Source organism: Christiangramia oceanisediminis (genome assembly GCF_022570735.2).
Classification (GTDB): Bacteria; Bacteroidota; Bacteroidia; order Flavobacteriales; family Flavobacteriaceae; genus Christiangramia; species Christiangramia oceanisediminis.
On record NZ_JANCNS010000002.1, the window covers coordinates 951,623 to 972,970 of the forward strand.

The 21,348-nt window shown below is 38.5% G+C and carries 22 protein-coding genes; all 22 read right to left on the bottom strand.

What is annotated here, in order from left to right; all coding sequences use genetic code 11:
- Positions 1-43: 43 nt before the first annotated feature.
- The gene (locus MKO06_RS11780) at positions 44-1,627 is read right to left on the bottom strand and encodes a type IV secretory system conjugative DNA transfer family protein (protein WP_241552052.1); all 1,584 of its coding nucleotides are present in this window, start codon (positions 1,625-1,627) and stop codon (positions 44-46) included.
- A 13-nt stretch (positions 1,628-1,640) separates the two neighbouring features.
- A complete protein-coding gene (gene mobB / locus MKO06_RS11785; protein ID WP_241551350.1) occupies positions 1,641-2,672 on the bottom strand; it encodes a MobB family relaxase in 1,032 nt (343 codons plus the stop codon).
- A gap of 11 nt (positions 2,673-2,683) precedes the next feature.
- Positions 2,684-3,034 (bottom strand): BfmA/BtgA family mobilization protein, encoded by a 351-nt coding sequence (locus MKO06_RS11790; RefSeq protein ID WP_241551351.1) that lies wholly within the window; start codon positions 3,032-3,034, stop codon positions 2,684-2,686.
- Between the two features lie 442 nt (positions 3,035-3,476).
- On the bottom strand, positions 3,477-3,674 hold the full coding sequence (locus tag MKO06_RS11795; protein WP_241551352.1) for a hypothetical protein: 198 nt from the start codon (positions 3,672-3,674) through the stop codon (positions 3,477-3,479).
- A gap of 11 nt (positions 3,675-3,685) precedes the next feature.
- On the bottom strand, positions 3,686-4,135 hold the full coding sequence (locus tag MKO06_RS11800; RefSeq protein ID WP_241551353.1) for a JAB domain-containing protein: 450 nt from the start codon (positions 4,133-4,135) through the stop codon (positions 3,686-3,688).
- Between the two features lie 77 nt (positions 4,136-4,212).
- Complete coding sequence (locus MKO06_RS11805) at positions 4,213-4,569, bottom strand: single-stranded DNA-binding protein (RefSeq protein WP_241551354.1); 357 nt, start codon at positions 4,567-4,569, stop codon at positions 4,213-4,215.
- Positions 4,570-4,580: 11 nt separating this feature from the next.
- A complete protein-coding gene (locus MKO06_RS11810; protein WP_241551355.1) occupies positions 4,581-4,820 on the bottom strand; it encodes a hypothetical protein in 240 nt (79 codons plus the stop codon).
- 753 nt (positions 4,821-5,573) lie between these two features.
- Positions 5,574-5,768, bottom strand: coding sequence for a DUF932 domain-containing protein (locus MKO06_RS11815; protein WP_241552053.1), 195 nt, complete (start codon positions 5,766-5,768; stop codon positions 5,574-5,576).
- Positions 5,769-5,812: 44 nt separating this feature from the next.
- The gene (locus MKO06_RS11820; protein ID WP_241551356.1) at positions 5,813-6,091 is read right to left on the bottom strand and encodes a hypothetical protein; all 279 of its coding nucleotides are present in this window, start codon (positions 6,089-6,091) and stop codon (positions 5,813-5,815) included.
- Positions 6,092-6,354: 263 nt separating this feature from the next.
- On the bottom strand, positions 6,355-8,097 hold the full coding sequence (locus MKO06_RS11825; protein WP_241551357.1) for an efflux RND transporter periplasmic adaptor subunit: 1,743 nt from the start codon (positions 8,095-8,097) through the stop codon (positions 6,355-6,357).
- A gap of 217 nt (positions 8,098-8,314) precedes the next feature.
- A complete protein-coding gene (locus MKO06_RS11830) occupies positions 8,315-8,878 on the bottom strand; it encodes a DUF305 domain-containing protein (protein WP_241551358.1) in 564 nt (187 codons plus the stop codon).
- A gap of 144 nt (positions 8,879-9,022) precedes the next feature.
- Complete coding sequence (locus MKO06_RS11835) at positions 9,023-9,733, bottom strand: PepSY domain-containing protein (protein ID WP_241551359.1); 711 nt, start codon at positions 9,731-9,733, stop codon at positions 9,023-9,025.
- A gap of 1 nt (position 9,734) precedes the next feature.
- Positions 9,735-10,322, bottom strand: a complete 588-nt coding sequence (locus MKO06_RS11840) for a DUF2911 domain-containing protein (RefSeq protein WP_241551360.1) — start codon at positions 10,320-10,322, stop codon at positions 9,735-9,737.
- 13 nt (positions 10,323-10,335) lie between these two features.
- Positions 10,336-12,858: a heavy metal translocating P-type ATPase gene (locus MKO06_RS11845; RefSeq protein WP_241551361.1), complete on the bottom strand. Its 2,523-nt coding sequence runs from the start codon at positions 12,856-12,858 to the stop codon at positions 10,336-10,338.
- A gap of 2 nt (positions 12,859-12,860) precedes the next feature.
- On the bottom strand, positions 12,861-14,087 hold the full coding sequence (locus MKO06_RS11850; protein WP_241551362.1) for a permease: 1,227 nt from the start codon (positions 14,085-14,087) through the stop codon (positions 12,861-12,863).
- 9 nt (positions 14,088-14,096) lie between these two features.
- Positions 14,097-14,573, bottom strand: a complete 477-nt coding sequence (locus MKO06_RS11855; RefSeq protein WP_241551363.1) for a nuclear transport factor 2 family protein — start codon at positions 14,571-14,573, stop codon at positions 14,097-14,099.
- Positions 14,574-14,590: 17 nt separating this feature from the next.
- Entirely contained in the window at positions 14,591-15,139 is a 549-nt protein-coding gene (locus MKO06_RS11860) for an ion channel (RefSeq protein ID WP_241551364.1), read from the bottom strand.
- A gap of 2 nt (positions 15,140-15,141) precedes the next feature.
- Positions 15,142-16,641, bottom strand: coding sequence for an FMN-binding glutamate synthase family protein (locus tag MKO06_RS11865; protein ID WP_241551365.1), 1,500 nt, complete (start codon positions 16,639-16,641; stop codon positions 15,142-15,144).
- Between the two features lie 9 nt (positions 16,642-16,650).
- Positions 16,651-17,298, bottom strand: coding sequence for a DUF2231 domain-containing protein (locus tag MKO06_RS11870; RefSeq protein WP_241551366.1), 648 nt, complete (start codon positions 17,296-17,298; stop codon positions 16,651-16,653).
- 566 nt (positions 17,299-17,864) lie between these two features.
- Positions 17,865-18,320 (bottom strand): heme-binding domain-containing protein, encoded by a 456-nt coding sequence (locus tag MKO06_RS11875; RefSeq protein ID WP_241551367.1) that lies wholly within the window; start codon positions 18,318-18,320, stop codon positions 17,865-17,867.
- The gene (locus tag MKO06_RS11880) at positions 18,321-18,914 is read right to left on the bottom strand and encodes a DUF3347 domain-containing protein (protein WP_241551368.1); all 594 of its coding nucleotides are present in this window, start codon (positions 18,912-18,914) and stop codon (positions 18,321-18,323) included.
- Between the two features lie 25 nt (positions 18,915-18,939).
- A complete protein-coding gene (locus MKO06_RS11885; protein ID WP_241551369.1) occupies positions 18,940-21,309 on the bottom strand; it encodes a multicopper oxidase domain-containing protein in 2,370 nt (789 codons plus the stop codon).
- Positions 21,310-21,348 lie beyond the last annotated feature (39 nt).

Below are 21,348 nucleotides of genomic sequence, written 5' to 3' on the forward strand. Positions count from 1 at the left end.
AACAAGTAAAAGTTAATAGAAATAAAGCTGAAAAAGATGGGAGTTAACTAAATATCGACCTCGCCTCCTGATAAATCTTCTCGAAATTAGCCTCTATTTCAGCTTGTGTATAAAACATGGAATCGTCCGGTAAAGCTCGTTCAATCTTTGGGATTTTAAATTGCACTTTTTTATCCTTTCCATCGGCATACGTAATAAATTCGCCTTGTTTTAAACGAAAGAAGGAATCGGCCCTTACTTTTGCCATTTCCCGCTCTCCTATAGATATTTTAGTATCAAAATCCAGTCCCTCTCCTCTCATTACCGTCCTGGTTTCGCCTTTTACAATTTCGAAAAAGCGTTCATAATATTTAGCTGTGTCCGGATCGTTCACCTTTCCGAAAAACTGATAGGACAGATTGGCCAGAATAGCTTTACTGGCTTTATCGCCGTACATCATATCATTCTGGATCTTATCCTGCATTACATACACCGTAGCGATATCATAGCTTCTCAAGGTAGCCGGGATTCTGTGCATATTCAGCAATCTAATCGTGGAAGCCTCTTCCATTAAAAGGAAGGAAGAATTAGAGTTTCGAATACTCATTTGCTTGGTAATAGTATGCAGTATAGTCGCTATTACAGGGGAATAGGCAGTTTCATACTTGGGATTGTTCACCAGAGAAATAACCGCCGGATTTTCCGGATGATTTATATTGAGGGGAACTCCATCTGCAGACAAGGCCATAAAAATCTGTTTGGTGCTGATCTTTTTAAGGGCATTTGCCAGCGTACTTTTTACCCCTGCCGTCTGCCTTTCCGAATCTTTTCCGCTTATAAATGCGCTGGCCATGGCGCGGGAAGTAGGATTAGTCTCCAAAAAAGCAATCAGGCTATCGGTATCCAGAATTTGATAAATCAGAATTAAATGTGGCAGGCTGCAGTATTGGGGATAGGAAGTCTTAAGTTTCCACATGAGTCCGCCTACCAGGCCTTCCGCAGCATCATTAAAGAACTTATTGGTACCGGTTGCACCTGATTCCTTTTGCTCTAAAAGATTTTCAATGAGCACCCTGGAAATCTCGTTCACACTCTCCTCATTTTCCAGATATCTGGGTGCTATGGGATTTACTTTATGCAGTATCTTATCAAAGGAAACAACATAAAAGGGAATGTTGGGGTTATTGAAAAGCGGATAGGCCATTTCCGTAATTTCAAAATCCTTATAATCGTGGATCACCCCACTAAAGGAGTAGTTGCTGAAATGTTTTAAAAAACTATGAACCACACTTTCCGTTTTACCACTTCCGGCAGCTCCAATAATCGAGGCACCCCGCATGATATTTTTAATCTGAAATTTTCCGTGGTTTATTTTAAAAACCACCTTGTATTTTGCTTCAGAAGCCCCATCATCATCCCTATTACTGAATACATAGAGGGCGGTATTTCCCAACATTAACGGACAGCCATAATAAACTACGAGACTAGATAAATCGCTTAAATCCAGACCTGGGTATGCCATAAGAAATATCATAATGACGGTGATTATTAAGTTAATCATAAAAGCGAATCTGGAGATCCTGTAAATCAGAAAAAACAGGATGTGAAGTACTAACAGTATGGCAATTATAGTGGATAGCGTCGTCATCATAATTTTTAAATTAAATCCCTATTGAACCGGAGCGGATGGCCGTATCCACACCTTGTTTTATTTTATTGATTACTTTTAAAGCCAACTGCACTTTATTGGCGGGGATCTTTGGTAGCATGGGCATCCCGGATTCCCTTAACATCTTAACCGCAATTGCTTTTTCACTGGTCGGTAAACCAATAAGCGCGGAGAAATACATTTTCGGGTTTTTAATAAACTCTTTCCGGGCCGGATAGGTTTCGACAAAATTTCGCTGATACTGAAAGGTTTTATCAAAAGTTTGTTCTGCCCTCGAAAAAAACTGATCACGGTCAAAACCCCTTTTAACCAGTTTCCCGTTCATTTCTACTTCCGAAGCCTTGTACTTGCTTCCCGGGGACAGACTATAGGAATTGGAGACATCCTTTCGGCTAACTATAATGTGGATGTGGCTTTGGTTACCTTCCTTGGGCATCCCCTGAGCAATTCGTTCCCCTCCCTGCTGATGTGGTGCTTCCTTTTCCAGCTTCGCGATCTTTTTTTCAAGACTTGGAATATTACCCTCTATTTCACCACGTTTAATTTTTTGAATGTCGTCTTTGCATTTTAGAATTTTGCTGGCATAAGGTTGATTTTCTTTTACCTGGCGATCCGTTCCTTTAAAAGCCCGCTGATGTTCGATTTTTGCATAATATTTAATATCATTTGCTGTAATGGCCCTACCATTGATTTCACGGTTAAAGCATGCGGCATAATCCTTTATAAGCTCGCGGGTATAGCGTTTGAGATCTTCACTACTGTTTTGCAATCTTTTTAGTTCATATGAAGACGGACTTACGGTAATGGCATAAAACTTAGGCTCAACTTTCTTCAATTTTGCAGTATTTCCGTCAATTTCCTGAACTACTTCCCTCGCAGAAATACCCTCCCTGTCCTGATTAAAGAAATGTTCCATATCCTCCTGTTCCACACCTTCATTCTCTTTTTCCAGATACTCCACATAATCCCCTGAACTCTGTGAAAAGGTGCCGCCTAATTTTTGAGCTGAAATAGTGATGTACATGATTCAGTTTTTTAATATTTCTTCTGATCTTCCTTCCGGGAACTGTTTTTTTCCAGGATCAACGTTTTCTTTTTCGGTTCATTCCCTTCCAATAGGGATTGCAAAATCGCCAGGGTGGGATTGGCTTTATTTTTTTCCACATCCTTCATAATGGCGATAATCGCATTCATTCTTTTTTTCAATGAGTTTTCTATTTTTCTTCCAGTAGGACCTAATTTTTCCTTCGGAGAAATCTCGTTGTAGAAGAAAAAATCAAGCATGGTAGCCAGGGCTTCTGAATGGGTTTTAAAATGGGTACGTGAAAATTCCTGAAAACGTTCCGCGGTTTTTTTCTTAAATCGAATATTCTTCAAAGGCTCCATATTTCGCTGATTTTATCAATTTGCCGCAAATACCTGCCTGTTTACTGGGGTTTCAAGCCCATTTGCCGCAAATTTCAATTTTCAGGAATTCTTGAACGATTTTAAATAACTGATTTACAGCGTTTTAAAATTAAAAGGCAATCTCTAACATCGCATCGCGTGTTACCCTCTTGCTATTCCTTTTTGTCCCGCCAGGCGGACAAAAAAATTATACAATCTGGCTAAACGCCAATTGCCTTTTTCTTAGAATTCAAGATTCCTTATAAAATAAATTGATGGGTATAGGGAGCAGCGAAAGTCAAAATAATAGGCTCACTATACGTAAATATAAACGCTGAAGATCAGCATTTTAAAGATAAGGTTTTTTTATGAATTTCAATTTCCAACCCAAAAAAAACACCTCTGCAAAATCAAAGGTGCTAATTATCATATTTGATTTATTTCAAATATTAAAAATATAGATGTAAGTATGCAAATTTCGCAGCGCTTCTTCTTCGATAAGCCGTTTAAAATTGAAACCATGTTCTTTTGCGTATCTCCTTATATCATTGCCACATTCTTGCTCTACATCCCATTTTGAATTTTCCAAAAGTCGCTTTTTTGCCTCGTGGTTTAAGTCTGAATAATTTAGATATATCATAGCTTTTTGGTTTAAAGGATTCCATTATCAGCAAAACTAAAATAATCACCATCGGGGGTCAGGATTAAATGATCAAGGATTTTAATATCTAAAAGTTCCCCTGCCTTTTTAATTTTTTCTGTCAGGCGTTTATCCGCCTCACTGGGTTTTAAAGTTCCTGAAGGGTGATTATGCGAAAGGATCACCGAACAGCTAAGACTTTTAAGAACAACTGCAAACAGTATGCGCAAATCTACGAGGGTGCCGGTAATTCCACCGGTAGAAACTTCAAAAATGCCCTTCACTCTATTGGCATTGTTTAAGAGCATAACTTTAAAACATTCCTGCAGTCCTATCTGGTCTTTATTCCACGTATCAAATAATAGCTCTGCCGCATTTACGGAAGAAGTTATTTTCGGTGCCTGTGAGATCTTAAAATTCCCCTGATATTTTATAGATATTTCATTAACTTGTGCTTTCATTTTAATTTGATTTAAAGGGTTGAAATGAAAAAGAGGGCGTTACCATGAGCAAGTACCCGCCCTCTTTTATTTAACTGCTAATGAGTATCGTTATTAGCATTCCCACCTCCCAGTAAAAGAATTTCACTTGCTACCACTTCGGTTACGTATCTTTTTTCTCCTTCCTTATTTTCATAGGAGCGATTGGTTAGTTTACCTTCAATGGCAATTTCTTTGCCTTTGGCCACATAACTTTCTACGATTTCAGCGGTTTTACCCCAGGCTACGATGTTATGCCATTGTGTATCCTGTACTTTTTCGCCCTTTGAATTTTTATAAAATTCATTGGTTGCAATGGAGAAACTGGCTACTTTTTTACCACTTTCAAGATTCTTGATTTCCGGGGCCTGCCCCACATTCCCGATTAACTGAACTTTGTTTCTAAGCGTTCTCATAATTAAAAGATTTAAAGATCTACCTTTCGGCAGACAGGATTAATTAAAATGCTATCTGAGCTTTTCAGATAGTTTACTTTGATATTTTTTTGAAATGATTTACTTATTATATCTTGAGCGTTTTCCTTTTTTGTTTTCTTTGGTGCCGCTTCCTTTTTTATGTTTTTGTAAGATTTCATAAGCTTCATTTTAGATTTACTTCCTATAGCGCCCTCGCTGTTTTCTTTTTTTGTTGCTGATACATTTTTCAATATTTGGAATTGATAAGGACTTATAAAAAGGAGGAACGACTGGCTTATGCAGTCCGTTCAACTTCCAAATGTTGGTATTTTGCTTTCAAAAAAAGGGAGTGGCAGTGAGGGTACGGAAGTACATTCTATAAGATTTTGTGAAATACAAAAACATAGGAAGCGGTACCAAATAATAAATGGAATTCCGATGTGGCGGACTCCATTCACAATTTTGGTTTGTAAAGAAGTGTTCCGTTCAAATATAGCGGATCGGGTTAACGGAGTGGAAAGTCGAAATTCGGGATGGTGTCCAGGATATTTGTGGTGAAGCTCTTTTCCCGAAGTATAACTTTTTGCGAAATGAAGGGGAATGTGCTGAATGACAGTTTTATTTGACCTCTGAATATTAAGCACAAAAAAATCCAGTTTGAGGTACTGGACAAACCTATATTTAATTTATGCTAAAGCATAGACTTCATCAAACAGCTTTTTACCCAACCGTTCTTGTTGGCTGTAGCTTTTGTTCAATGTAATTGTGCAATACTGCGTTTAAGGCAATGTAACCCAATCAAAGATTCGGTTCCTCATTAAGCAACAAGGCTTCATAGTTTAATATTTCAATGACTTCACGAGACTTTTTGAAGGGTCGTTATTCTTGTCACTGCAGTAGTATCTGAATAGCTTTATCCTATCCAATACAGCATTTACGAATTCTTTTGTATCAATAACTTTAAACTCTTTCATTTTATCAAGTTTCTTGGTAATAGTTTAAAACTAATTATCCAGAAACTTATCGAATAGATGGTTCAACCTTGGTATTATCAGATGAGTGTTGTTTTTACTGTGCTTGATGGAAAACTCGATTTCTGCTTGTGAAACGTGCAGACCGTTTGAGCACACTTCTCTATAAAATTCAAAATGTCCAGAGGTCTTTTCCCTACCATCATAAGAATTCTTAAACCGAAGCATTAGTAGTATCAAGTCCTTGTCGTTCTTGACTGTTAACTGGCTTTTCACCTCGATGATAAAGTCTGTATGAAAGGCTTATCAGTTTTATTGATGGTGAGCTTGCGGAAGTTCAGTTGTGCTTCTATTAGCATTTCTTCAGGTTTCTTGAAGAACAGTTGATTCAGAAAGTTGCCATAACTGTTAGATACCATATTGACGATTTTGCCGTTTGAGATAATATCATTTTCAAGCTCTCGTAGGGATTCCATCTGGGTTAAAGTTTTTAAGGATTTCATTTCTGATGGAATGAAGATTTCATCCTGTTGTAAATTTCGTAAATACATCACTTTTGTATTTTACTTAAAAAATCTTTGAGCGGTACCCAAACGGAAGCTAAAATATCAGCTTCAAAGGAAACGGAACAAATGAGTAGTGGGAGAAGAACTTGGCTTTATGCCGTAGTTTTTTGATACTAGTATTTTACGAGTTTACCTTGCGCATATATTGTATGAAAATAAACCCCTCTCTATCGAAAGGGGTTATAAAAAATTGAAAAGTATCTTAAAGGTAATCGGGACTTAACTTCTTAGAACGCTAAAGGAAAAAACTATTCAATTTCCTCAATCACACTACCGCAAGTAAGCATTGCATCACCATAATAAGGGTTGCGTATGTCCTTTTCAGCGCTTAGCCAAATTGCGCCTTTATTATTATTGGCCATAGGGCATTTCTGAACATATAGCATCGCATCAGTTCCATTTACACTCATCACAATGGGTACCAAATTTTCATTTAATATCACGAAATGTCCACGTTGATTTTCAAGAATATCGTTCGTTGCAATGGCATCGAGCATTTCGATACTTTTCTTGACATGTGATTGTTCCATACTACCGAGACTTTTAATATCTGTGGATTTTAAAGAAGTTGATGTTGCTTCCGCGAAAGCGGAAACCTGATTTGCATCGCCCGCTACCAAAGCATCTTTCATCCGTAAATAAGGCTTGAGCGCCATTTTAAATTGCCTCTGAAAATTCTCTGAAAATTCCATTTCCATTTCAGACATTGGCATCATTGAACTCTCTTTCTTTCCCTGATTCATCATTGATTTTTTGCCTTGTAATTGCGCTGCTGCATCTACTGTAAATGTTCCGTTGGTCACAATCTCATCGCCATTTTGTAAGCCCTCTGTAATAGTATAATTTTCGCCATTACGGTTTCCAATGGTAACTTCACGCATTTCAAAAACGGGTTCGTTCGGATTGGTTTTCATGTAGACCAAAGAGCGTTCGCCTGTCCACATTACGGCACTTGCAGGAACTATAATAACTTGATTGTTCATCTTCATTTCTCCTTTGAGTTTACCCGTTACAAACATTCCTGGTTTAAAGAGGTTATCTGTATTTTTAAGTGTTGCTCTAACGGTAACCGTTCTCGTTGCATTGTTCAATATTGGGTCAATAAAAGAAACCGTAGCGTCAAATTCTTTATTGGCATAAGCATTGGTTACTACTTTTATTTTTTGGCCTACTTTTAAATTTGAAATTTGATTTTCATAGGCATCAAATTCTGCCCAAATTGAATTTAAATCGCTTACTTTCAAAATAGGCTGACCTTGTTTTACATAGTCGCCTTCACGTGCCATCACTTCTGAAACCGTTCCTGAAACGGTGGCATATACAGGGAAATTATCGCGCACGTTTCCAGAGGATTCTATGGCATCAATCTGGCTTTCGGAAAGCTTCCAATTTTTCAATTTTTTTCGCACTGCCTTGTACAGTTCAGGTTGCGATTCTTTTAATGAAGCTGTTGTGAGCAATTCTTGCTGTGCAGCGACCAAATTTGGTGCATAAATGGTAGCCAGTATTTGACCACGATTTACTTTTTGGCCTTCATAATTAACATTCAAACGTTCGATACGCCCATCAAAATAGCTTGCTTGTACAGCATTGTTTTCTTCGTTGGTGGCGATTTTGCCCGAAAGCGAAATCATTCCATCATCTTCTGACCTAGTGCCATTACCCACAATAGTAGTTTGAATGTTGGCCAGCGCCATTGCGTTCTCTGTCATTTTAATCTCATTCATTGCGAGGCCATCGGCACCAGATTCAGCAGGTATCAAATCCATTCCACATATAGGGCAGTCGCCTGGTTCGGGCTGCATAATCTGTGGGTGCATTGAGCAGGTCCACATTTGGTTCTCTGATTCGCCAGAGTGGTCGTGGGTATCTGACATTTCAGAAACGTCCATGTTTGCACTTGCTTCACTACCGGAACGACCAAAAATGAGCCAGCCCGCCAATAGTCCTACGATTACTGCAATTGCTATATATAAAATGTTTTTGTTCATACTATGTTTCGTTTTGCAACCTATCAATCATTTGCTTTATTTCTTCAATTCCTTTCGTTGTGCTTTGATAATATCTTCGGCAAGTCTCTCTACCTCCAGATCTTAAATATTGACACGCTCGATTGTCAGGATTATATGCTTTCAAAAGCAGTTGAGAACAGGTAATTACCTATACTAGATTTAAAGGTAGTTTACCTTTATCAACTGCTATCATTTTTTAATTTTCAATATTCTTTGTTTCTTGATCTAACTTGCCTTCAAATTTTGGCACAGGTCTATTTTGCCTTTCATTTTCTGTTTCAACAATTCCATTTTCTTTTATATCCTTAATTAACCATTCCATTTCCATTATTTCCCGGCGTTGTGCTTTTATGATTTCGTCGGCAAGTTTTCTTACCCGGATATCCTTAATTTTAGATCGTTCGCTAGTTAAAATAGCTATAGAGTGATGGGGAATCATTCCTTCCATATAATCTGTACCAGAAACCGTAACCTGACTCCTAACTAACCCGATTCCGCCTGCAATGAGTAAAACGCCTAGGCTTAATATCATTAAATTTTTATTTCGGTCTTTGTACATATTTAGCATATATAATAGCATAATTATGACCATTGAACCACCCATAATTAGTGTCATAAAAAATCTGGTCTCACTGTACCAGAAATGATCTATAATCTGATACGAATGCGTGTACATTAAAAAAAACATTGCGACCATTGAAGTTGCAATCATTGCAAAGAATTTACCGTATTTTCCTTTGTTGTTATGTTTGTTTTCCATTTTATTTAAATTTAGAATTAAAGATTTAGTTAATTTGTGGTTTACATCGTTACAAAAAGTAAGTGAGCATTCCTACAAAATTTGTATACTGATTTTTCTTTTTGTGTTCATTTGAATTTTCCATAATAGTTGATTTTAAATTAATTATTTACGTTTTGTTTTAATTATTTTTCTAATTGTGGGTGAACTGGTGTACCAAAGTAGAAATCCACTAAACACCGTTATCAAGCCTAAAAGCGAAAAAGCTCTTAGCACTATTGTATTAAAATTGTCTCGTCCTTGGTAGTCCATAGTATGCGTCATCCAGAGAAAATCGAACCAACGCCAATCGCGATGACGTACTGTTTGAAAAGCTCCATTTTCAATCGCCACATAGGCTTTTAAATTTGCATCGGTTTTATATGAAATCTCATAAGCTGGTAATGGTCTTTCGCGGTACTCGTGGTGGTCGCCTACAGATTCAATCCGTTGTATTTGGTCAAATTCTAAATCGGCCAACATATAGCGTTCTGCTACTTTGATTGCTTCTTGTTCTGTGAGTTCCTCTTTCTCTGTTCCTGTAAGTGCATTGTAAAGCACAGTCTCATTAATCCAATAATAGGGCGCATCCGCTATTTCAAGTAATTCTAATGACTTAATCGGTTGCTGAATATTCAGTTGAGAACTTCCCACTAAATCTGAAAATGCAGTTTGTTCAGGAATCTCTTTTTTGAAATGGTCGCCGTGTATCTCATCAATATCTGTCCAGCTGAAATACATTCCGCTAATCGTCCACATCAAGAACTGAATACCTAAAAAGATACCCAGATAGCGATGCGCCTTTCTTATTTTAAGTGCGGTTTTTCTTTTGACCATTTTATTTTACTTCAAAAGGAAATTCAATAAAAACCTTTTCCCAACTCAAGCTAATTGTTCCTGAATCATCGGTAGTCTTTGTTACTTTATATTCTAAATGTTCCTGGATTTCTTCGGAAATTTTAGGGGTAACTTTAAATCGCAACACATCATCTTTCTCGTCATATTCATCTTTGCCGTGCTGGTTCCAGTTTGTATTAAAAATAATTGTCCATTCCTCTTGATTTGGAATAACAAAAAATCCATATTTTCCTGCCTTCAACTCTTTACCTTCAATGGTCAAATCCTTATTGGTTTCCATCCAAGTGGCCATATGGGCTCCTGCTTGCCAAACGGTATCATAAGGCAGTAAACCACCGAAAATGATTCGTTTACGAACACCTGGTGATGAATAATCAATATGAATATGTGCATCGCCCACCATCGCCATTGCGCTTGTATGCGGACTTAGTGGTTTTTTCTTAGCAGGTTCTGCACTTGTTGAATTGTGCTCTGTTTTTTCGGTAATGGGCAATTCTTGTGCTTCCTTTGAAGTTTCTTTACAAGAGGCTAAAAGGATAATACATAATAGAATTATACTGTTTTTCATTATATAGGATGGTTTAGTTAATTGATTTTGTTCTGAGTCTAAGTGCGTTTGCTATTACAGAAACTGAACTAAAACTCATTGCCAAAGCTGCAATCATAGGCGATAATAGAATTCCGAAAAATGGGAATAATACACCTGCCGCAATCGGTACACCCAGCGTATTGTATATCATAGCAAAAAATAGATTTTGTTTTATGTTACGCATAACTTTGTGGCTAAGGTTTCTTGCTTTTACGATACCGTGCAAATCGCCTTTTACCAAGGTTATCATCGCGCTTTCTATAGCGACATCGGTTCCTGTACCCATTGCGATACCCACATCACTTTTTGCCAGTGCTGGCGCATCGTTTATACCATCCCCTGCCATTGCAACTACGTGACCTTTTTCTTGAAGTTTTTTAACCTCGTCCAGTTTGTTTTCAGGTAACATTCCTGCTTTGAAGTCAGCGAGATTGAGTTCGCTGGCAACTGCCTGGGCGGTGTCGTGATTATCTCCGGTAAGCATTATCACTTCAATGCCTTTGTCCTGTAATTCTTTGATTGCCTTGGCACTCGTTTCTTTTATTTTATCGCCAATAACCACATAGCCTGAAACTTCGCCATCAATGGATAAGTAGGAAACCGTTTTGCCCTGTTTTTGAAAGGATTGTGCTTCGCTCTCCATTTCAGACGATAGTGTGGCATTGGCATACTCCATCATTTTGGCATTTCCCAAATCGAGCTTCTTGCCATCAACTGTTCCTTCTACGCCTTTTCCGGTTACTGCGCTAAAGTTTTCGGTTTTTGATATTTCGACCTTCTGCTCCTTTCCGAATTTTACGGTTGCTTCGGCAAGGGGATGCTCGCTGGAACTGTTTAGGGATGCGATAAGATATAGAATTTCGCTTTTGCGAAAGCGAGATTCATCAAACGACCCAATTTTCTCAACCGTAGGTTTTCCTTCGGTAATGGTTCCTGTTTTATCCACGATAAGTGTGTCCACTTTGTCCATTTTCTCAAGAGCTTCGGCATTTTTAATCAACACACCATTTTGTGCTCCTTTACCAACACCTACCATAACGGACATCGGCGTTGCCAATCCTAACGCACACGGACAGGCAATAATCAATACGGCAATGGCATTTACAAGGGCAAAAACATAAGCTGGCTCTGGTCCCCAAATTGCCCAGACAATAAAGGTGATGACCGCAATGATAACCACTACAGGTACAAAATATCCTGAAACGGTATCTGCCAGTTTCTGGATAGGGGCGCGACTGCGACTGGCATCGTTTACCATATGTATGATTTGGGAAAGCAAGGTGTCGCTACCTACTTTTTCGGCTTCCATCAAGAAAGACTGGTTCCCGTTAATGGTACCGCTACTTACTTTATCATCAATAGTTTTATTAACTGGAATAGGCTCTCCCGAAATCATTGATTCATCTACGGTAGTTTCTCCTTCGGTAATTTTGCCATCCACAGGAATTTTATCTCCTGGCTTTACTCGGAGCACATCGCCTTTTTCAATTTGGTCTATGGAAACTTCTTCTTCGTTTCCATCCACTACGCGTACTGCTTTATTGGGTGCAAGTTTCAATAATTCTTTGACTGCTGAATTGGTTTTGCTATGCGCACGGGCTTCCAAAACCTGACCCATCAAAACCAATGTGAGGATGACAGTAGCGGCTTCAAAATACACGTGAACCGCACCAGATTCTGTTTTAAATTGTTCTGGAAAAAAATCTGGAAACAGCATCCCAAAAACACTAAAGAGCCAGGCCACGCCCGCACCAATACCAATTAGTGTGAACATATTGAGATTCCACGTTTTGATACTTCGGTAGGCACGTTCAAAGAACATCCAAGTGGCATAAAACACCACAGGAATCGATAGCCCAAATTGAATCCAGTTCCACCATTTCTGCTCCATTACATCGTATAGCGGATTGTTGGGAATCATCTCACTCATAGCGATTAGGAAAATAGGAAGCGTAAAGGCTACTGCTATCCAAAATTTCTTGAGTAAATTCTTATAGGTCTTCTCTTCGGTAGATAAATCAGGTTCCATCGGCACCAAATCCATACCGCATATAGGACAGCTTCCCGGCTCGTCCTTTACGATTTCAGGATGCATTGGGCAGGTCCACTGTTCACTAGTAGTTGTAGCTGACAAATTTTGCTCTTCAACTAAATCCATTCCGCAGACTGGGCAATCTCCTGGTTTGTTATAAGTTTTATCGCCTTCGCAATGCATTGGGCAATAGAAAGTACCTGTGCCATTACCTGTCTGTTTTTCTTTTTTCGCTTTCGCAGAAGCGGAATCATCTTTATGATGATGCTCGCCTGGTTTGTGGATGCTATACGAACCACCATCTTGTTTTAGTGCTTCCTGAAATGTTTCGATAGGAATATGCGATTCCATTTCAATGGTCGCCTCTTCTTTTTCTAAATTAACCGAAGCATTGGTCACACCTTCCACTTTTGAAAGTGTCTGCTCTACGTGATTTCGACAACCGTTGCAGGTCATTCCTTGTATGTGATAGGTGTGTTTCATTTTTATTGAATTATGAATTTTACAATCAAACCACCTGCAAGCCATACATAGCAAATGAATGCTGCATATTTTAAGATGGTTTCCAGCAATTGGCTTTTTGGTGCCATCTCGCTCATAGAGTGCTCAACATCTTTCTTCTTATAAAAACCCAAGTAAATCATATAACCTGAAATTGCTAAAAAGGCGATGTTCAAAAAGAAAGTGTAGTCAATCTTGAAGTACTCGCTATCCTGAATTTTTACCTGCGAGGGGTCTGGCAGTATACTAAGCAAGTCGAAACTATAATGTAAGGCCAGTGATGTACCAATCAAAGCCGTAAACAGCAGGAATAATATAAACAATGACATCTTCCATCCGTAGTATTTTGCATTGATACGCAATACGGGAAAAACGACCAAGTCGCTAAAAATAAATGCCATAACCCCTGCAAAACTTACGCCCTTACCAAAGAGTAAAGCTGCCAAAGGAATATTACCCATTGAACCGATAAACGTCAAAAACGCAGCAACCGGACCGACCACGATATGTTCCAGAATTTCAAGAAAAGTAAAATCTGTATTGCCTTGACCACTATTGATAAACAAGGTCTGAAAAAAGGAATCGGGAACGAATGCCGCTACAATCCCAGCGATGGTAAAGCCTACGGTTACGTCCTTCCAGACCATTTGCCATTCCATCTTATATTTTTTAGCTACACGTGCCCAGCTCTCTTCCTTCTTAATCTGTTTTTTCCAATCCTTGGAACCGTCCATCGCATCATCCTCTTCACTTTCAAGATTTTTTCGTGTTTTCTCAATAAGCTTCTTAGGATTGATCATGCGTATCAATATCCAACAAATGAGAATTAGCAATATGCCACCTACATACTCGCCCACAACAAATTGCCATCCCAGAAAAATGGAAATGATGATTCCCAATTCTATAACCAAATTTGTAGATGCCAGTAGATACGCTATGGAAGATGAAAAACTTGCGCCTTTCTTGAAGATTGATTTAGTTCCCGCCAGCGCGGCAAAACTGCACGAGCTACTTATAAAGCCGAAAAAAGTACCCAAGAGCATACTTTTTCCTTCCTTTTCGCCCATTGCTTTTTGCATTCGTTTTTCGGTCACAAAAATCTGTATCATGCTACTGATGATATAGCCCAATATAAACGCCCATAAAGCCATCCAGAAAAATCCGGTAGTCGTATATGCGGCTTCGCCCCATTGTTTTAGGAAATCAGTCATATATTCAATTTATTTCACGTTTCTGGAAGACGAATGCATTTTTGTAATCTTCCATTTTCCATCTATTTTTTCAAGGATTGACGTTGCTACCCCTTTTTTCTTTATAGTCCGGTTATTTCTTTTATCGTCCGGATTAAGGACAATTGTATATATGTACGTTTCGGTAGTAAAGGCGTAGGGCACATCTACCTTTACATTGATTTCATAATCTGTAAATTCAAATTTTTCAAAATGACCTAATTCCGGTCCTAAATGATGCTCTATATAGTGGCTGTACGTACCCTCGACACCTCCCGATTCAAAAACCTCGGAATTCTCGGTAAATAATTCGAAAGTTCCATCGGTCGTAAGGTTTTGTATAGCACCCTTATAGGTTTTCATTACTGTAAGCACTGCTTCTTTTTCCGTGTTTGCATCTTGTCCAAATAGTGGGCTTGTCGCTATTATGAGCAACATTACCACCGTAGTTAATTTTATTGTTTTCATTCTTTAAGTTTTAAGGGTTATTTATTTACCCGAATTCTATTCACATTTGCTATACCAAAGACGAGGACGAAAAACCGCAGTGCCACTTCAAGCACCACCAAGGTTTTTGCAGGTAGGGAAATGGGCACTATATCACCATATCCTACTGATGAGAATGTTATCAAACTGAAATAGGATAAATCAAAAAATACCGACAGTCCATCATTGCCTATACTGTTGTTCATTTTAAAATGAATAGCATCCACAAACTGCAACGCTGTGTAATCTATTGCAAACGAGAAAACTATCAACACAATCAGGTATCCGAACAACACCAGTACGTGGCTCAATAGATGGCTCTGACCAATTATCTTCATTAGTTGGTTAAAGGACAAGGCTATAATGAATCCTATCTTTAGTAATGTTAAGGCCAGTAGGATAATCATAGTATAAGGCCCTTCCATAGTAGGTAGCGCATACAGTTCGATTACTGAAGCAATAAGCAGCACCAATAGAACATACTTTGAGCTGTTGAAAAGCTGCCCATAAAACGCCCTTGTGGTTTCTATGTCTTTTTCTTTATCCATTCTTATTGGTTATCTATAAAAATCTCATCATACGTCTTTGTATCGTTCTCATTTATTCTTCTTATTATATACTTTTTGTCGATACTTCTTCTATTTTCAATCCCCATTGATTTTAGCAGCTCCTTAAAAGCTTCAATGGTGTTTTTATGGTAGTTGGCTACTTTGGTCTTTTTATCTTCTACTACCAATGATGCGACCCTTGAAGGTTCCATTGTGGTGATTCCCGTAGGGCAGGTATCTAGATTGCATTTTAAGGATTGTACGCAGCCCAAGGCAAACATCATCCCTCTGGCACTATAGCAAGCATCGGCACCAAGTGCCAACATTCTATAGATATCAAAAGCTGATATTATTTTTCCTGCTGCCATTAATTTTATCTCATCACGAAGCTTATATTTCTCTAAAATGGATTGTGCAAAATGTATGGCTTCAATTATGGGAAGCCCGGCCCAATGCAGCGATTCCATATGTGCAGCACCCGAACCGCCTTCTGCGCCGTCAATGGATATAAAATCTGGATAGTTTTGCTTTTCAGCAAAAGTGCGAACCATTCGTTCGAATTCGTCTTTCTGTCCGATGCACATTTTAATCCCTATGGGCTTTCCTCCAGAAAGTTTTCGTAATTCTTGTATAAAGGCAATCATTTCCGAATCATTGCTAAATGCGGCGTGATGTGGTGGCGATAGAATTTCGGTTCCTTTTTCTACGTCCCTGTACTTTGCGATTTCCTCGGTATTTTTTTTGGCAGGAAGAATGGCCCCAAAACCGGGTTTTGCACCTTGTGAGACTTTTATCTCAATCATTTTGACCACCTCATTGGATGCGATTTCAGCAAATTTTTTAGGGTCGAAATCCCCTTCTTCTGTTCTACATCCAAAATATCCAGTACCAAACTGAAAAATAACATCGGCTCCATATTCCTGATGGTAGGGCGTAAATCCACCTTCGCCAGTATTTTGGGCAAAGCCTGCGATTTTTGCACCGCCATTAAAGGCTAGGGTCGCATTTTTGCTTATGGAACCATAGCTCATCCCTGCCAGATTTAGAATACTTGCTGAATAGGGTTTTGAGCATTTTGAACTCCCTATGGTAACCCTAAAATCATCTTTGATTTCCTTTGCAGGATACGTAGAATGGGTAAACCATTCGCGACCAACTTCGTCATACGGAATCTGCGTTCCAAAGGGTTGGTTTTTGACCGCGTCCTCGGCACGTTTATAAACAATTTCTTTCTGTATCCAATTGAAAGGTTTTCCCTCTGTTCTATTCAATAAAACCGTTTCTTGAACGACGTGACGTTGTTTTTCCAATAGATTGGTAATTCTTCCCAGCAGAGGATAGGTGCGTCTTATATTATTGGATTTTTGAAAATAATCTATTAGACCCAAAAATAGAATTGGAAGTAGTATCAAAGCCAACCACCACAAAAATGGGTATAGAATAATTATGGCAGCTAATGCCAAAATCAAGATGATGCCCGTGATAATAAATCCCTTTCTCATTGGTTTTGTTTAATGTGAATGTTCGTCACTTTCGCCTTGGCTTTCTTCATTTTCAATCTCGATATATTTTCCTTGTGGACCAACTCCTTCTATATATACCAGCTGCGAACCATAATGTCCAGCTTCCGAAACCGAAAATGCCGAAAATGCCATAACCAAAAAAACCGCTATTTCGAAGCCGCGCTTTAATTTGACCCAGAACAGACTTACTATTTTTAAAATCGCAGCAAGAGCGCTGGACCACAGTGTCCATTCCGCATATTTATCGTGTTGGTCTAATATTCTTTGGGCTATTTCGGTCAATTCTGCAGTGTGCGGATGCACCAAAGTGCTGGCTACATATGCGCCTATAAACCCTGCCCCTACCATTAAGAGCATAACCCAATCCATTGTTCGATTCAATGTAAAAAGCTGTATGAGCTGCAAGAGAACTGCAATAATGAGCAGTACGATAGGAAAATGTACCACCATAGGATGCAGGTTGGGAAACGCATCAAAATCTGCTTTTATGTCGTCCGATTGTGTAATTGATGTTATATTAGTCGATAATTCAATTTTATCAAAATCGTTTCGTTTTTCAGTTAGGGCAAAAACATTGGTGAAACTGCCTGAAAAGGCAATGACCAAAATAATTGAAAAGATTTTTATTGTTTTCATTTCTTACAGTTCTTAATTTTTACCTAATATTTGCAATACCAAAGCTCCTATAACTATGACAACAATAATTGCATAGACTATATAGCTAGTCCACTTCCTAAATAGACTTTTACTTGGCGCTTTGCCATTATTTGTATTGCAGCAATCCTTCATCAACTTCATATATTTTTCAGCTTGAAATTATGGAACTGAAATTATTAGGCTATACTTGAAAATGAGAGACCAACTGGTATTAACCAATAAACCAATCTGAAATCCCCACATTCCAAAATCAAGTACTCTTCACTAAACTTCTCTTTTTCAATAATTCTCAATTTTGCCCGGAAAGGGAAGATCTTCATCATCACTAATTAATGCATCGTCTCTTCCATATTCGGGCTACTGTTAACTAAATCAACTTTTCTTTTTCAATAAATTTATTGTGCCTAATTAAGAGAAAAGGCGTTATGTAACTAATCATAAATATGAGCCTTCTCTCTTATTAGGACTTAATATTTGCCTGAGATGGGAAGGGGTTCTAACTAACCAACCATCAATGAAAAAAGTTCCCTTCCCGTATCAGGACTTTACTCTAAATCATCTTTCAAAGTTTTCATATAGTTCAATACTGCTTCCTTTTCCTCTTTTGAAAAAATAGCATCCTTATGAATGAGCGTATAGCTATCCAAAGGCATTTCCCCATTCTCAATCTGTTTTATGATAGACCGTAATTTGCTGTTTTTCCTTCGGTCGGAAAGGTTGCCCCATTCGTTGAAATTCAATTCCTTTTTACCGTTTTTGATATGATCTTCCAAATACCAAGCAGAAGGTTGTATCTTACTGTACCAGGGATAATCGGTATTGTTACTATGGCAATCATAACAGGAAACCTGCAACGATTTCTCAACCGTTACAGGCACTTTATTGACAAGCATAAAATCTGTTTGCGGTACAGTCTCACTCTGGTTATAATCTATCGGAAAGAACTGAATGACCACAAAAGCAATTAATGCTATCCACGCTATGAATTTTAAAACTTTCAATTAGTTTATTTCACGTTGCACTTTACCACATTTCAGCATTTGGGCACCGAAATAGGGATTCCTGATTTCTTTATTCATACTCAGCCAAGCTCCGCCTTCGTTTTTGTTGTACATAGGGCAGAACTGCTCATAGAGTTTTTTATCGGTTCCGGTAATGGCTACCATATCGGTAACGTCTTTGCTCAACGTCTTAAAATGCTCGCGTTGATGCTTAATATCGCTCTCTCCAATATGCTCCGCGTGTTCTGTGGCATCTTCAATTATGTCTTTTAATTCACTTTGTTCATTATCGGAATAGTTGGATACATCAAAAGCTTTAAGTGATTTCGCTAATGTGTTACCAAGCTCTTTTGCTTTACCATTATCATCGTTAACCAAAGCGTCCTTTAAATTAAAGTATTCGTGCAAAATAGCTTCTGCTTTTGCATCTTGACCATTGTTCATTGCCATTTCATCACCACTCATCGTTTCTTGGTGCATTTCACTGCTCATAGGCGTAGGAGCTTCCTCTTTGTTTCCGTCTTTACAGGAAACCGTTAAAATCATTATAGCAGCAAGTGCCATTGTACCCATTGTTCTTTTTACTGATTTCATTTTCGTTGTTTTAAGTTATTATTTTCTAAAATCGGGCTAATAAGCCGCCACCCCAGCCATATCGATTGTTATAATTTGCTTGAATTGAAAAATTACGCGAGATAATATAAGATGCTCCTACCAACCATTGAGTTTCACTTTCAAAGGATTTGTTATCCTCTAAATCATTGACCCACCCAAAGTCTGCCCTATACTCATATTCGCCTTCCAGAAAAATTCTTGGAAAAATCAGGATTTCCCTGTCCAGACGAATTCTTGGGCGTAGTTGATGGTCCATACTCACATCTACAAAAAATCTATATGGCGTAAAATACTTTACCCCGACCAATCCTACGGTATTGAACTCATCGAAGGAATTAGGCATTTCTGTTTCTGTATTTACCCCTGCATATAGGCGCACCCAATCATTCAAGTATCTGTTGTAGTTCACTTCGGCTTCAAGGTTTTTGTCATAGTCAAATTCGGCCCTTAGTCCGAACTCATTGCGGATATTGCTTGACATTAGAAAGAGTTCATTGAAGTTTGAGCCCAAGCGCGCCATCCCCCACGAATAATAATGGTCAGTTTCGTCAATCAGTTTTTGAACAGGAAAATCCTGCATCCTTTCGTCCCTTGGGGTATCATAACTGAAAATGCGTGCCATACCACCCATCATATGGTACAGGATATGGCAGTGAAAGAACCAATCACCATACTCCTCGTTATAAAACTCGATGACCACTTTCTGCATCGGTGGCACATTGACCGTATGTTTCAATGGCGAGCGTTCACCATTTTCGTTGATGACCCTAAAGTAATGTCCGTGCAAATGCATTGGATGATGCATCATCGTGAGGTTATTAAGTGTAATTCTGGTTACTTCACCTCCTCTTATTTTAATTTTGTCGGTTTCTGATAATGGTACGCCATTCATACTCCAAACATATCGTTGCATATTGCCGGTCAGGTTCAACAGGATATCGTTTACTGGCAAATCATCATTATATGTAGTATTCTCTTTTGCCTTTAAAAAATCGTAATTGAAATAGGTTTTACGGGTTTCGTAATCAAATAAAGATGTATCCTTCTGCATCTTGGACATATCGTGCTGCATATGATCGCTCATTTTGTCTGAATCCCCTGCTTGGTTCATTTTCATTTTGTCCTTTTTCATTCCCATCGTATCACCCATCTTCATCTGGTCGCTCATTTTATTGTCTTTCATTGATTTCTTATCGTGCATCCCCATTTTCATCTGACCGTCCTTCATATCCATCTTCATTCCATAATTCTCCTTCAAATATTCTGGTGTTTTCTTCTTTTCGTTACCTACCATTGCAGGTGCGCCCATTTTCATATCCATTTCAGCCATTTGCATCATCATCTCCACTTTATCAGGTCTGTCAACTCTTTTAGCTGGATAGAGAGTCCCGTTCCCTAATTGTATAGAGGTATGACCAGAGCCATCTTGTGCCGTAGCAGTAACCTCTAAAGTACCTTCAGGAATAGTAACGATAACATCATATGTCTCAGCTATACCAAAGAGAAACCTGCTTTTAGAAACGGGCTGCACATCAACACCGTCACTTGCAACTAACAATGGATTACCGCCACCGAAATCCACCCAGTAGTAAGTAGAAGCCGAGGCATTAATAAAGCGAAGACGTACTTTTTCCCCTGGTTTAAATTCTGGATATTCTGCAAGAGATTTACCATTGCTCAAGAATGCGGGATAATAAATGTCTGCTATATCAGCACCTTCCATTCTATCTCGCCAGAACTTAAATTGTGCTCCCAAGGCACCTTCTTTTATGACTCTACTTAATGGTACTGCTGTTCCTTTTTTAACTTGATACCATTCATTCCCCCTTTTAAGGTTTCGCAATACATTCATTGGATCTTCGTTGGTCCAATCTGATAGAACAACTACCAAATCTTTGTCATAATCCAATGTTTTTTCTTTAGGTTGAATGATTATTGAACCATAAACACCGCTTTGCTCCTGTAGCATCGTATGGGAATGGTACCAATAGGTTCCTGATTGATTAATAGGAATTCTATATTGAAATGTCGTACCGGGTTTTATTGGCGGTGTTGTTAAATAAGGTACACCATCATAAAAATTGGGAAGTATTAACCCGTGCCAGTGCACAGAAGTTTCTTCATCCATTTTATTGGTTACATTGATAATAGCAAGGTCTCCTTCATTAAATTCCAAAACCGGTCCAGGAATACCACCATTGATGGTCATTCCTTTAGCGGTTACACCAGCGAGTGTCATTTCATTTTCTTCAATAGTAAGGTTGTACTCCTTAACAGGTCTTCCTTCTTCTTTTCTATCCTGTCCGTTAGTTCCCACTTGGGCAAATGCAATAGAAGAAAATAGCAGTAATGTGATAATTGTTAGGAATTTCATAGTTTTCTCATAGTTATTGTTTAACAAAAATATTATTGA